The 13456-nt window shown below is 72.5% G+C and carries 10 protein-coding genes; 6 read left to right on the top strand and 4 right to left on the bottom strand.

The window, feature by feature from the left end:
• Positions 1-110: 110 nt before the first annotated feature.
• Both K7C98_RS45000 and K7C98_RS25280 read left to right on the top strand, forming a co-directional pair.
• The gene (locus tag K7C98_RS45000; RefSeq protein ID WP_224194325.1) at positions 111-1322 is read left to right on the top strand and encodes a peptidylprolyl isomerase; all 1212 of its coding nucleotides are present in this window, start codon (positions 111-113) and stop codon (positions 1320-1322) included.
• 293 nt (positions 1323-1615) lie between these two features.
• A complete protein-coding gene (locus K7C98_RS25280; RefSeq protein ID WP_224194326.1) occupies positions 1616-3004 on the top strand; it encodes a hypothetical protein in 1389 nt (462 codons plus the stop codon).
• A gap of 99 nt (positions 3005-3103) precedes the next feature.
• Here K7C98_RS25280 and K7C98_RS25285 read toward each other — a convergent pair whose 3' ends face one another.
• Positions 3104-4537, bottom strand: a complete 1434-nt coding sequence (locus K7C98_RS25285) for a BamA/TamA family outer membrane protein (RefSeq protein WP_224194327.1) — start codon at positions 4535-4537, stop codon at positions 3104-3106.
• Positions 4538-4760: 223 nt separating this feature from the next.
• On the opposite strand from K7C98_RS25285, the gene K7C98_RS25290 reads away from it, so the two are divergent.
• Positions 4761-7220, top strand: coding sequence for a hypothetical protein (locus tag K7C98_RS25290; RefSeq protein WP_224194328.1), 2460 nt, complete (start codon positions 4761-4763; stop codon positions 7218-7220).
• Positions 7221-7301: 81 nt separating this feature from the next.
• Positions 7302-8408, top strand: coding sequence for a hypothetical protein (locus K7C98_RS25295; protein WP_224194329.1), 1107 nt, complete (start codon positions 7302-7304; stop codon positions 8406-8408).
• A gap of 198 nt (positions 8409-8606) precedes the next feature.
• Here the strand turns inward: K7C98_RS25295 and K7C98_RS25300 are convergent, their stop codons facing one another.
• The 3 genes from K7C98_RS25300 to K7C98_RS25310 form a co-directional block, all read right to left on the bottom strand.
• Positions 8607-10079, bottom strand: coding sequence for an NADH:flavin oxidoreductase (locus tag K7C98_RS25300; protein ID WP_224194330.1), 1473 nt, complete (start codon positions 10077-10079; stop codon positions 8607-8609).
• Between the two features lie 154 nt (positions 10080-10233).
• Positions 10234-10899 (bottom strand): hypothetical protein, encoded by a 666-nt coding sequence (locus tag K7C98_RS25305; RefSeq protein ID WP_224194331.1) that lies wholly within the window; start codon positions 10897-10899, stop codon positions 10234-10236.
• An 89-nt stretch (positions 10900-10988) separates the two neighbouring features.
• Complete coding sequence (locus K7C98_RS25310; protein ID WP_224194332.1) at positions 10989-11636, bottom strand: hypothetical protein; 648 nt, start codon at positions 11634-11636, stop codon at positions 10989-10991.
• 58 nt (positions 11637-11694) lie between these two features.
• Between K7C98_RS25310 and purE the strand changes: the two genes are divergently transcribed.
• Positions 11695-12243, top strand: coding sequence for a 5-(carboxyamino)imidazole ribonucleotide mutase (purE, locus tag K7C98_RS25315; RefSeq protein ID WP_346660300.1), 549 nt, complete (start codon positions 11695-11697; stop codon positions 12241-12243).
• Complete coding sequence (locus tag K7C98_RS25320) at positions 12236-13408, top strand: 5-(carboxyamino)imidazole ribonucleotide synthase (protein WP_224194333.1); 1173 nt, start codon at positions 12236-12238, stop codon at positions 13406-13408. The genes purE and K7C98_RS25320 overlap by 8 nt, the downstream gene beginning before the upstream one ends.
• Positions 13409-13456 lie beyond the last annotated feature (48 nt).

Raw genomic sequence — 13456 nt, forward strand, 5'->3', positions numbered from 1 at the left:
CTCGCGCCGCCGACGCCCTGCGGTCGCCGCGCTCTGCGACGACCGGCCCGTACGGGAAAGGCCCGCTCCGCGTCGGCCAGGAGAACAGAATGCTTCGCTTCGTCCCTCGCGTGTCCCTCGGACTTTGTCTCGCCCTCGCGGTCGGCTGCTCGCCGAGCACGCCCACGCCGCAGAAGACCGACGAGAAGGCCACCCCGGAGCAGCCTGCCAAGGCGGCCGCGGGCGAGGGCCTGCCGGCGCTTCCCGACCCGATCGCCACCGTCAACGAGGTCGCGATCCCGCTGGCCCAGTTCAAGGACATCTACGACCTCAAGGTGAAGAAGTACACCGACCGCGGCCGCGAGATCCCGCCCTCGGCCGACCGGCGCTATCGCAAGTCGATCACCGAGCGCCTCGTGTACAACGAGATCCTGCGCCAGGAGGCGAAGGCCCGCGGGATCGAGGTCGACGCCGCCAAGCTCGCCGAGCGCGAGACGCAGCAGAAGCAGGGCATCAAGGACTGGGACAAGCACCTGCAGCGCCGCGGCGAGACCGAGCAGAGCCTGCGCGACATGTACATCGCGGAGATCCTCGAGCAGCAGTTCCTCGAGAAGGACGGCAAGCTGGCCGTCACCGACGCCGAGGTCGACGAGGAGTACGAGAAGATCAAGCCGAACTACAAGTCGGAGGGCGAGCGGATCCACGCCTCGCACATCCTGATCCCGATCGGCCCGCAGGATCAGCCGACGCCGACGGGCGAGAAGCCGCCCGAGCCGTCGCAGGAGGACAAGGACAAGTGGCGCAAGGAGGCCGTGGCCAAGGCCGACGAGCTGTACAAGAAGGCCACCGCGCCGGGCGCCGACTTCGCCCAGCTGGCCAAGGAGAACTCCGTGGGCCCGAGCGCCGACAAGGGCGGCGACCTCGGCATCTTCACCAAGGACCGCATGGTCGAGGAGTTCAGCGTCGCCGCGTTCAAGCTCAAGCCCGGCGAGATCTCGAAGCCCGTCGAGACCAAGTTCGGCATCCACATCATCAAGATCCTGGCCAAGTACCCGCCCGGCGACCTGCCCAAGGAGGCGCTCGCCGACCAGATCAAGGAGCGCCTCAGCCAGCGCAAGCTCCACCAGGGCCGCCGCGAGCTGAAGGACGCGCTGCTGGCCAAGTACACGGTCAAGAACACCATGGAGGAGCTGCTCGGCCCCGACCCGCGCGGCCCCAAGCGTCCGCCCGTGGTCAACCCCGCCGAGATGCCCGCCGGCCACCCGCCCGTCGACCTCAAGGCCAAGACCGCCGGCCCTGCCGCCGAGGCCAAGGCCGAGCCTGAGGGCGGCGACGGCGACTGAGCCGCAGCTGTCCGTGAGGCCATGAGAGGGGCGCGCCGCGGCGCGCCCCTTTTGCGTTGGGTCGCCGCGGGGCGTGCTGCGTGTTCGCGGGAGGGCTCGCAGGTCGGGGTGTACGACAGGAATTTCCGGGCATGTCATGAAGAACATGTCGGAATAGACATGTGTTTATGGATATGTCCATTCAGACATGAATGGAGAAATGAGCGCTCGTGGCCCTGGGCCGGGAGCGTCGAGCGGCTGGAAGGCGTCGGGGCCGGCTTTACGGGGCCGGCGGTCCGCTGTACCTTGATGGGATGCCGGCTCGTGGGCTCGCCTGGTCGCTGCTGCTCCTCGCCGCGTGCAACGACGAGGTCGCGCGCAGCGAGGTCCCGCTGGCGCTGGTGTGCGGGACCGAGGGGCCGCACCGGCTGTTCGCCCACGCCGCGGACGAGCACCTGGCGTCCGTCACCCGTCTGGGCGCGCGCCTGTTCTACATCGTGGACGGGCAGGACCAGCCGACGCGGGTCCACGCCACGGGGCTGTGCGGAGAGGACCCGGTGTTGGTCGCGCGCGACCTCCACCGCGTGTTCAGCCACGAACGCTGGCCCGACGTCGTGCTCGGCTGTCGCTATCAGGACCTCATGGTGGTCGACGCGAGCGGCGGCGTGGAGCCGCGCCTCGTCGTCCCCGGGGGTTGTCGGGCGACGTGGACCGAGCACGGGCTGGTGACGGTGGAGGTGAGCACGCCGATCTCGCCGCAGGGCTCGCCCATGGGGAGCGGCAGGGCGGAGCTGTTCCCGTTCCCGCCGGGGTCGCCGACGGGGGAGATCGAGCCGATCACGCTGGCCGACACGATCCCGTACGCGTACGACGGGCCGCCGGTGGCCGAGGCGAGCGACGACGCGTTGTTCGCCGTGAACCACGAGTACGAGCTGGTCCGCATCTCGCTGGCCGATCGGTCGCAGACGGTCGAGCAGAGCTGGGCGTGCGGGCTCGACGTGAGCCGGGACGGCCGCTGGCTGGTGTGGCACGACTGCGGCGGCTGGCCGAATGGCGACGACGTCGACCTGATCCTGCGCGACCGCGAGACCGGCGAGGAGCGCGTGATCGGTCGCGGCGATCTGTCCTACGGCGACCAGGTGATCGGGGAGCGCTTCATCCACGCGCGGGACGGCGATCTGCTGCTGCTGCCCTCGCTCGCGCTGTACGAGAAGCGGCCCGATCTGCATCTGCTGCGCGAGCTCCCTGACGGTCGCTGGCTCGGCTTCTTCGATCGCAGCGGCGTGCGCGTCCCCGACGCCTGGATGCTGGTCGACCTCGCCCGCGGCGAGGAGACCCATCTGGTGGACCACCACGGTCCGGCGTACCCCGCCAACGATCACCTCGACCTGATCCAGGACGACCACGGCGGCGAGTTGTGGCGCCACTTCTACGACGGCCGGCCGCCCGAGCAGCTGGCCGAGCGGGCGTCTCTGTTCAAGGAGCTCGCCGACGGCAGGATCGCGACCGCGCTCGATCGAGACGGGGAGGGCATCGGCGAGCTCGTGCTGGTCGAGCGCGGGACGCTGGTCGAGCGCAGGATCGAGGCGCGCGCGCGCGAGCTCGTGACCGAGGAGGGCGTGGCCCCGGCGGACGCGGTGGCGTACACGGTCGTCGACGGCGAGCGCTCGGGCCTGTGGCTCGCGCGACCGGCGGCCGAGTGACGGGGCGCCGGCCTTCCACGCGAGCCATGAACGTCGGGACATGCTCGTCGAGACATGCCGGTATGGGCATGTCGAAACAGACATGTCCGAAGAGCTGCGTCAGAACGCGTGCTCGTTGATGAAGTAGATGCCGAAGCTCTCGCGCGAGAAGCCGGCGTCGAGGCGGAGCACGGCGAAGCGGTCCCAGATCACCTGCAGGCCTGTCCCGCCGGACACGTGCCAGTGCTTGGGCAGGTCCTGCATGCGGTCGGCGACCACGCCGAGGTCGACGAAGCCCTTGAGGCCGATGCCGAGGGTGTGGCGGCGGACCTTGAGCTCGAGCGGCTCGAAGCGCAGCTCGAGGCTGCCGAAGGCCTTGAGGCGGCCGATGTAGCGCCGGCGCATCCAGCCGCGCCCGGCCGCGGCGCCGCCGAGGCCGTCGGTGGGGAGGAGGCCGCCGAATTCGCCGAGCGGGACCAGCGGGGCGTCGCCCCACAGCGCGTCGAAGCTGAGGCGGTGGGCCAGCACCAGCTTGTCGACGCCGAGGGTCCAGTAGGTGCGGAAGTTGGCGGAGAAGCGGCCCCACGCGTCGGTCGAGCCGGTCCACGGGCCGGCGTTGTCGACGATGACGTCGAACAGGCTGCCCTTGCCGGGGCTCCACTCGTTGTCGCGGCGGTCCCAGGTGAGGCCGAGGCGGATCAGGCCGCGGCGGGCGTCGAGGTCGGCGGCGGGGTGCTCGGCCAGCAGCAGCGAGTTGTCGTACGGCTTGACCCTGTCGACGTAGTAGGCGAGCCCGACGTACGAGCGGAGCAGCCCCGGCGGCTTGTCGCCGAGGGCGGGCAGGCGCCACAGCGGGTGCTGGTAGGTCAGCGCGCCGCCGACGGTGTTGAGGTGCGTCTGGTAGTAGCGGGCCTGGAGGTCGATGCCCTCGAGGTTGTTGTTGTTGCCGATCCCGAAGTACGGGAACACGGGGTCGACGTAGCCGAGCACGCCGAACTCGAACACCTCCTCGCGGCGCAGGAGGTCGCGCAGGCGGATGAAGAAGCTGTGGTCCTGGACCTTCTTCAGCGACACCCGCGACTCGAAGATCATGTAGATCCGGTTGGGGTCGCCCTCCTTGCGGCGGTAGGCGTACGAGATGTTGGCCCCGAGCATCAGGCCGACGCCCGGCTGGGCGCGCACGCTCGGCAGCGGCAGCACGCGGTGCGGACTCTGACCCTTGCGGACCTGGTACTGACTCGGCGTCGGCGACAGCGGGTGGGTCAGCCAGCCCCAGCGCACGCGCTCGCGCGGGGGCAGCGTCGGGGCCGGTCCGGCCGGGTTGATCGCGCCGGCGGGCACCGAACCCTCGGGCACGGCGGCGGCCGGCAACGCGGCCTTCGGCACCGTCGTCGGCTCGGGCGCGCCGCCGGCCGCGGCGTCCTCGCGGAGCGTGCCGGTCGAGGGCTCGGACTCGCTGTCCTTCGGGACAGGTTCCTGCGCCGACGTCGAGGCCGAGCTGCGCGCCGCGAGGCACGTGAGGGCGAGCAGGGCGGTGGCGAGGGGGGTCACCACGAGGGCGCGAGGATGCGAGGAAGGGAAGCCAGGGACAGGGAGCGCGGCCGGATCCGGGGCCGGAGCCGGGGCGAGTTGCGAGGCTAGCAAAGGCAGGCGCGGCCCGCTTCGGCGAACCGGCGGCGACCGGCAGGTCGTGCGGTAGGCCCGTGAGGTCGCCTGCACGTCCGCTCCGTGGGCGCGGATCCGGGGCGAATACGCGGCGGTATAGTCGGCGATGATGATGAAGCAGCAGCTTTCGTGGGTGCGGGCGCTCGCGGCCCTCGCGCTGGTGGGATGTCCGGACCCGACCGCCGAGACTTCGGCCTCGGACGCGTCGACGACGTCGGACCCGAACACCGGCACGGCGTCGACCACGGAGGCGCCGACCACGGAGGTCACGCCGACGACGACCTCGTCGGGCGGGACCACCGCGAACACCACGGAAGAGATCGATCCGCTGCCGCAGGGGCCGATCCAGGCCGGCGTGGCGGTCGGCTACCTGACGGGCCCGGTGGGCGCGTCGATGGCCGGGTACGGCGGGCGCACCGTCACCAACGATACGCCGTGGAATCAATTCCTGAACGGCGCCTCCGGCTTCTACGGGATGGGCACGATCAAGGCGATGGTCATCGAGGTCGGCGGCGAGCGCCTCGTGGTGATGAAGATGCCGACGATGAGCTCGGAGCACTCGCTCACCGAGGGGACGATCGAGAAGCTCAAGTCCGAGCACGGGATCGACATCACCGGGCGGCTCATCACCGCGGCGACGCACTCGCACCACAACCTCGCGCGCTACTGGCGGCTGCCGGGTCCGCTCGGGTTCGTCGGCTGCGACTCGCCCGACGAGGAGCTCATCGACCGCATGACGACGGCGATGGCGAGCGTGATCGCGGCGGCTGTCGCCGACCTCGGGCCGGCGCAGTGGGGCGTGGCCTGGCAGGACGACTGGGACGCCGGCGACGAGGTGTACCGCGACCGCCGCGGCGAGAACGACCCGACCTACGGCAAGGACGGCCGCCTGACGCTGCTGGCGGTGCGCCGCCCCGACGGCACGCCGATGGCGACGGTGATCAACTTCGGCATGCACGGCACGGTGTTCGACTCGCCGAACGAGCTGTTCACCGAGGACGCGGCGGGCGGGCTCGAGATGAAGTTCGAGGAGGCGTTCTTCGCCGCCAAGGGCCAGCCGATCTTCGGCATGTTCGCGCAGTCGGGCGGCGGCGACGCGTCGCCGGCGGGCGACGGCCAGGGCCACCCGGAGCCGGCCCGCATCGAGCGGATCGGCCACGCGGCGGCGCCGAAGATCATCGACCTCTACGACGCGATCGAGTGGCGCGACGAGGCGACGCTCGGGGTCCGCTCGCGCCGCATCGACCTGACGTACAGCGGGATCGGCTACGACGACTACCCCGAGTTCCAGAACTCGCAGGGCGGGCCGTACCTGTGGGGCGGCTGGCAGTGCAAGGGCGACGCGGCCGACGTCGACGACAACAACCCCGCCACCAGCATGGAGGGCAAGCCGAAGAACTGCATGCCGCTGGGGACGCTGCTCGAGTCGCTCGGCGAGTCGCTCCCGAACGGCGAGGTCCACCAGACCTACTTGACCGTGGCCCGCCTCGACGACTTCTACATGCTGACCCTGCCCGGGGAGCCGACCGCCTCGGTCATTCAATACGCGCGGGCCGGCTACGAGGAGCGCGCGGTCGACGGCATGGTGTTCGGCTACTCGCAGGATCACCTGCTGTACCTGACGCAGCCCGACGACTGGCTGCAGGGCGGCTACGAGTCGGAGATGAGCCTGTGGGGGCCGCTGCTCGCCAAGTACCTGGTCGACGGGCAGCTGGCGGTGATCGAGTCGCTGATCGCGGGCGACGGCTCGCCGGTGTGGTCGGAGGACTCGCCGGCGCTGTCGGTCGGCAAGTCGTGGGAGCCGCGCGCGCTCGAGAAGAGCGTCGACGCGCCGGGGGTGACGAGCCAGCCGCCGCCGGCGATCGGCCGCGGCGAGACGCTGCGCGTGGCCTGGGACGGCGGCGACCCGTCGCTCGGCGAGCCGCGCGTCGTCGTGCAGGTCGACGACGGCGGCGGCTTCGTCGACGTGCCGTCGCCGAGCGGCTGGGCCGGGGCCGTGCTCGACAACAGCCGCTACCACATGCTCACCCACTACGCGCCGGTGCCGGAGCCCAACGGCAAGCTGCTGGCCGAGCGCCAGCAGAAGTGGTACGTCGACTGGCAGGTCCCGGCGGACATGCCCGCAGGGACATATCGCCTGCGGATCACCGGCAGCGCCCACGACGGCGCCGCGACCGAGGCGTACGCGCTCGCGACCGAGGCGTTCGAGGTCGGGTTCGCGGCCGAGCACGAGCTGACGGCCGTGCTCGACGGCGGCGAGCTGACGCTCGACGTGGTCCGCCCGCCGCCGGCCTACGACCTGGTGGAGACGTGGCCGATCGCGGGCTTCCGCCTGCTCGATCCCGAGGTCGCGGCCGCCGACCCGGTCCACGTGCGCGTGCCGCTGACGCTGTCGTTCGTCGCCAACGGTCAGCCGGTCGGCGACACCTACGAGGTGCCGTACGTGTCCGGGGCCGGCCACGTGTTCGACTTCGCGGCCACGGGGCTCGACGCGACGGGGCTGTCGGCGCGCGTGCATCTGCAGGCGGACGTCGTCCCGGCGTTCCTCGAGGTCGAGATCGTCGCGCCCTGAGCTGCCCGTCGAACGCCGTTCGCGCGCGGGCGGCCGCCGGGCTTTGGACGCAGCGGCGGCGATCCGCTATGCCCGGCGGACATGCGACGCGTGTGGTGCACGGCGGCGGCGCTGGCCGCGGGTTGCCTGAAGCCCAATCCCGGCTTCGATGGGGCGGAGGGCGACAGCGGGGGGACGGGCGCGAGCACGGGCGCGACCACGACCGCGGTCCCGGCGACGACGACGACGACCTCGCCGACGACGGGCGGCGCGACGACCGAGGCCGACACCTCGACGGCGACGTCGCTGCCGGTCTCGACGACGGGTGTTCCTCCGGACATGTCCTCGGGGACAACCGACGGCACCGCCGGCGAGCCGGCGAATTGCTGGGACCTCGGCCTCGACGCATGGACGGTGGAGGCGCTGCCGCTCGATCCGCCGGGCGCCTCGCCGATGCTGTCGCCGGACGCGAAGGTGCTGCACTGGCGGGCGCTGCTCGACAACGAGTGGCACGTGATCCGGGCGGCGCGCGACGACGTGACGCTGCCGTTCCCGCCCGGGACCTCGACCTGGCCGGCGAGCGACTTCGCGGCCGACTACCCGGCGTTCGTGGCCGGCACGCAGGAGCTGTTCTTCGCCGGGCTCGGCGACATCTACGTGATGCCGCGCGACGGCGACGTGTGGGGCGTGCCGACGGTGGCCGGCGGCGTGCAGGCGTTCGGCGGGGCGCAGGAGACTCACCCGAACCCGACGGCCGACGGCGCGACGCTGCTGTTCCAGCGCGACGACGGCCCGGGGTTCGGCCAGTTCAACGTCGGCTACAACTTCTACCAGGTGTCCCGCGATCCCGAGGTGCACGCGGCGTTCCCCGACGTCGCGCCGGTGAAGGTGACGCCGATCGATCCGGGCTTCGGCATCGCCGCCTGTCCGGCCCTGGCGCCGGACGGGCTGCGGCTGTTCTTCGGCGGCTTCGACAGCCCCGGCGGGGGCCTCGGCGATCCGAACGACGGCCGCGCGGGCGTGTGGTTCGGCGAGCGCGACAGCGTCGGCGCCGGCTCCTGGACCGGCCTGACCCGCAGCGAGCAGCTGCGCGAGCCGGGCTTCGTCACTTGCCCGGTGGCGGTCAGCGCCGACGGCTGCCAGCTGACGCTGGCGCTGTTCACCTTCGGCCCGGGCCCGTACGAGACGCGGCTGGCCCGGCGCGGCTGAACGGCCGAGCGCGGTCGCGGCAGCGCCCGCCGTGGCGGGCCGTGCTGTGAACGACCACGGCGTCGTGCCGGCGCTCGAGGTGAGGCCGGTCGACGGGGCCGGGGCGCGTACGCCACGCGATCGAGATGGCTGTGGGGACATGTCGAATCAGACATGCTCCATGAGCCATGTCCCGATGGGCATGCTCTAGCGGCCAGGTCAGCGGCGCCAGCGCGGCGCGACTAGGCGGCGCCGGCCGTCGTGCGAGCGGGCGATGCCGGGCTCGTCGAGCTCGACGCGGTCCCACAGCTGGCAGGTGACCTGCTTGTGCTGGGTGTCGAGCGCCTCGCAGTAGTTGGTGAACTTGCAGCGGCGGACCTCGTCGCCGCGGCCGAGGCGGATCTTGGCGAACCAGTCGGGGTCGGCCAGGCTCTGGCGGGCGGCGGCGACGATGTCGGCGTGGCCGGCGGCCAGGATCGCCTCGGCCTGGTCGAAGCTGTGGATCCCGCCGGCGGCGACCACCGGCGTGGCGCGGCCGTCGTCGCGGATGCCGGCCCGGATCGCGGCCGCCAGCGCGACGTTGCGGCCGAACGGGCCGCGCGCGTCGCTGTGGACGGTGGGCATGCACTCGTAGCCGCTCGGGCCGGTGTACGGGTAGACGGCCTCGCCGACCTTCGGCTGGTGAGCGTCGTCGAACTTGCCGCCCTTCGAGACGCTGACGAAGTCGATGCCGGCGGCCGCGAAGGCGCGGGCGAACTGCACGGCGTCGGCGAGGTCGCTGCCGCCGGCGATGACCTCGTCGCCGAGCATGCGGCAGCCGACGACGGTGCCGGCGCCGAGGCGCGCGCGCACGGCCGCGAGCACCTCGAGCGGCAGGCGGGCCCGGCCCTCGAGGCTGCCGCCGTAGCCGTCGGCGCGCGTGTTGGTGCGCGAGAGGAAGCTGGCCATGGTGTAGGCGTGGGCGTAGTGCAGCTCGACGCCGTCGAACCCGGCCGCCTCGGCGCGCGCGGCGGCGGCGGCGAACAGCTCCGGCAGGACGCGCGGCAGGTCGCGCACGTGCGGCAGGTCGACGTCGGTGACGAGCTCGCGGTAGCCGTAGTCGAGCTCGCGCCGCTCCCTGTCCGTGAGGACCTGCTCCAAAAGACCTGGCTCGGCGGACAGGAGCCGGTCGCGCAGCGCGGGCTCGGGCGCGCTCAGCCAGCGCTCGTCGTGCAGCGCGTCGGCGAGGCGGCGGCGGTGGCCGGCGTCGACGCGCAAGAAGCGGGCGAAGAACTTGTCGGGCGGGGGGCGGCGCTTGACGGCGAGGAAGTCGATCAGCTGGACGAACAGGCGCGTGCGGCCGCCGCTGGCCGCGCGCACGGCGGCCGCCAGCTCGGCGAGGCCGGGGACGAAGCGGTCGTCGCCGATCCGCAGGAGCGGGCCGCTCGGGACGTCGCGGATCCCCGTGGCCTCGACCACCAGCGCGCCCGGCTCACCGGCGGCGAAGCGCTCGTACCAGGCGATCACGTCGGGCGTGACGAGGCCGTCGTCGGAGGCCCGCCACGGGACCATGGCGGGCACCCAGGTGCGCGCGTGCAGGCGAGTCGGGCCGACGTCGATCGGCGAGAACCAGCGGCTCGCGGCCGCCTCCTCGGCGCTCGGCCAGCGCGCGGGCGGGATCGCGTGGCGGATCTTGTCGGGCGGGGTCCACATGGCGAGCGCACTGTACCAGCGCGCACGACCCGCCGCGGGGACGCAGGGCCAGGTGGCCGCGAAGCAGGCCCGCAACACGCGCGAGCGGACGAGCCGGGATCCGCGAGCTCGTCGGGGCGCTCGACCTGCATCCAGCCGTCGTCGGCGACCGGGCTCAGAAGGTCGTGCCCAGGTGGAAGCCGACGATCATCTGGTGGACGCTGGCCTGATCGTTGTCGTCCTTCTTCAGGCAGAGCTTGCTGCCGCCCTCCGCGGTGCAGACCTCGCGGTGGAAGTTCCAGATGAAGTCGACCTTGGCGCCGAGGAAGACGCGACGGGTGACGAAGAAGTCGATCGACGGCGCGGTCTTGAGGGCGAAGCCCTGCGAGTACTGGCGGTCGTAGCCGAGGACGCCGCCGCGGGCGTTGAACACCTGGCGCGAGAAGCCGGGCCCGATCTCGAGGCCGAGGTCGATGCGCCAGAGCGGCAGGATCCCGCGGATGACCGCGAAGAAGCTGTTCTGGTACGAGGCCCGGTAGGCGTCGCTGTTGGCCGTCTGGTAGTCGGCGTTGAAGAAGCCGACGTTGTAGGCGGCGCCGATCATGAGGGCGCGGATCGGGCGAAAGCCGAGGGTGAAGCCCATGCCGAACGAGGGCATGGTCCGGCCCACGAGCTCGTCGGTCGACTTGCAGCCGGCCCGGCTCGGGATGCACAGCGAACCGCCGAGCATCATCTCGGCTTGACCGCCGCGTCGCTTGACGTCCGCCGCCCGGGCGGCGGTGGCCACGCTGAGGGTGAGGGTGGCGGCGAGGGCGCAGAGGGCGAGGCGGGCGGGAGTCATGGGGGTGTTTTGAGAAACAGTCGCCGCCTGCGCAAGGCGACGAACGAACGAGGGTGGTCGTGCGGGCCGAATTCGCGCCGCGCCGAGGTTCAGATCGTGACGCCGAACATCACGCCGAGGAGGGAATGGTGGCCGAAGAAAGGCGCCTCGACCGGAGCGGTGCAGCGGCCCGGACTGCACGCCGGGCCGCGGTGGACGTTGAAGGTCACGTCCCAGCGCAGGCCGAGGTAGATCCGGCGCGTGAGGTAGACGGCGACGAGCGGCGTGACCCGGGCCGCGAACCCGCGCGTGCCGAAGCGCTGGCCGCGGAATTCGTCGTGCACGTACGAGGCGACCTGCTGCGAGTAGCCGAGGCCGAACTCGAGCCCGAGATCGATGCGGCCGACGTCGACGCCGGTGCGCACGACCCCGAAGATCGCCTGATGGCGAGCGAGGCCGTAGAGCGGGCGGCCGCCGAGGATGTCGGTGTGCGTCGGCCGCAGCAGCCCGAACTCGTACGACAGACCGGCGAGCAGCCACGAGCGCGGGCGGTAGCCGATCGTCACGACGCCGCCGGCGTGCGGCGCGGTCACCCCCTCGACGCGCTTGCACCGCGCCGCGCCGCCCGGCAGACAAAAGGACAGGCCGCCCGCGACATCGACCTGCAGGCCCCGGCGCCTGGGCTCGAGCTCCGCGCCGGCCTCGCTGGCCAGCAGGAACGCCAGGCAACCGACGAAGACTGCGGGAATTCGCGGCATCCATGAGGTTAACACGACTTTTTGTTGTCGCCGCGGACCAGATCTGGATAATCCGCGCATGAGCGCAGGCCCGGACGGCACGGACACGACCGGCGAGCAAGCGAGCCCGCCAGCCGGCACGAACCCGCTGGTCGGTGTCATTATGGGCAGCCGCTCCGACTGGGAGACGATGCGCGAGGCGGCCGCGGTGCTGCGCCAGTTCGGCGTGCCGCACGAGTGTCGCGTGGTCTCGGCCCACCGCACGCCCGAGTGGCTGGCCGAGTACGCGCGCACGGCCGAGACGCGCGGGATCGAGGTGATCGTCGCCGGCGCGGGCGGGGCGGCCCACCTGCCCGGGATGGTGGCCGCGGAGACGCGCCTGCCGGTGTTCGGCGTGCCGGTCCAGACCTCGGCGCTCGGCGGGCTCGACTCGCTGCTGTCGATCGTCCAGATGCCGCGCGGCGTGCCGGTGGGCACGCTGGCGATCGGCCCCGCAGGCGCCTACAACGCGGCGCTGCAGGCGATCCGCGTGCTGGCGCTGGCCCGGCCGGCGCTGGCCCGGGCGCTGCGCGAGTTCCGGGACAAGCGCGCCGAAGACGTGCGCGGAGAGGTGCTGCCCGATGCGTGAATCCAAGGCGCCGATCCTGCCGGGCGCGACCATCGGCGTGCTCGGCAGCGGCCAGCTCGGCCGCATGTTCGCCATCGCCGCGCGCCGCCTCGGCTACCGCGTGCACACCTACTCGCCCGACGCCGACACGCCGACCGGACAGGTCGCCGACCTCGAGCTGCGCGGGCCCTACGACGACCTGACGGCGGTGCGCGGGTTCGCGGCCGCGGTCGACGTCGTCACCTTCGAGTTCGAGAACGTGCCGGCGGCCACGGTCGAGGCCGCGGCCGCGGCCGCGCCGGTGCGCCCGGCCGGCGCGGTGCTGCACACGACGCAGCACCGCCTGCGCGAAAAGACATATCTCCAAGAACATGGCTTTCCGGTCACCCCGTTCTGCGCCGCGCGCTCGGCCGCGGAGGTGGCGGCGGCGATGGAGGTGGTCGGGCGGCCGGCGCTGCTGAAGACGGCGGGGTGGGGCTACGACGGCAAGGGCCAGGTCAGGCTCGCCGGGCCGGAGCAGGCGGCGGCGGCGTGGGCGTCGCTGGCGGCCGACGAGGCGATCGTCGAGGCGTGGGTGGACTACGCCTGCGAGCTCTCGGTGGTCGCGGTGCGCGGGCTCGACGGGGAGATCGCCGTGTACGCGCCGGTCGAGAACCAGCACGTGCGGGGGATCCTCGACCTGTCCCTCGCGCCAGCTCGGGTCCCCGCCGAGGTCGCGGCCGAGGCGCAGGCGATCGCGCGCCGGCTGCTGCTGGCGCTCGACGTCGTCGGGGTGCTGTGCGTCGAGTTCTTCTGCCTGCCCGGCGGTCGGCTCCTCATCAACGAGCTGGCTCCGCGGCCGCACAACTCCGGTCACTTGACGATCGACGCGTGCGTCACCTGTCAGTTCGAGCAGCAGCTGCGGGCGGTGTGCGGCCTGCCGCTGGGCTCGACCGAGCTGCTGCGGCCGGCGGCGATGGCCAACCTGCTCGGCGACGTGTGGCAGGGCGGCGCGCCCGACTGGGCGGCCGCGCTGGCGCTGCCCGACGTGAAGCTGCACCTCTACGGCAAGACGGAGGCGCGTGCCGGGCGGAAGATGGGGCACCTCACGGCGCTCGGCCTCACCGCGGAGGGCGCGGCGGCGCGCGTGCTCGAGGCGCGGGCGCGCCTGACCCGCAGCACGGAGATCGCCGGGACGCACGGCTGACCGCTCCCGCGATCCGGTTCAGGACGAGCGACGTTCCGCTCGAGCCGT

Origin of the sequence: Nannocystis pusilla, from assembly GCF_020073745.1 — a bacterium.
Lineage (GTDB): Bacteria > Myxococcota_A > Polyangia > Nannocystales > Nannocystaceae > Nannocystis > Nannocystis radixulma.

Coding starts and splice junctions, on each gene's coding strand:
- K7C98_RS25320 (WP_224194333.1), top strand. CDS start 12,236: ATGCGTGAATCCAAGGCGCCGATCCTGCCGGGCGCGACCATCGGCGTG.
- K7C98_RS25310 (WP_224194332.1), bottom strand. CDS start 11,636: ATGCCGCGAATTCCCGCAGTCTTCGTCGGTTGCCTGGCGTTCCTGCTG.
- purE (WP_346660300.1), top strand. CDS start 11,695: ATGAGCGCAGGCCCGGACGGCACGGACACGACCGGCGAGCAAGCGAGC.
- K7C98_RS25300 (WP_224194330.1), bottom strand. CDS start 10,079: ATGTGGACCCCGCCCGACAAGATCCGCCACGCGATCCCGCCCGCGCGC.
- K7C98_RS25295 (WP_224194329.1), top strand. CDS start 7,302: ATGCGACGCGTGTGGTGCACGGCGGCGGCGCTGGCCGCGGGTTGCCTG.
- K7C98_RS25280 (WP_224194326.1), top strand. CDS start 1,616: ATGCCGGCTCGTGGGCTCGCCTGGTCGCTGCTGCTCCTCGCCGCGTGC.
- K7C98_RS25290 (WP_224194328.1), top strand. CDS start 4,761: ATGAAGCAGCAGCTTTCGTGGGTGCGGGCGCTCGCGGCCCTCGCGCTG.
- K7C98_RS25305 (WP_224194331.1), bottom strand. CDS start 10,899: ATGACTCCCGCCCGCCTCGCCCTCTGCGCCCTCGCCGCCACCCTCACC.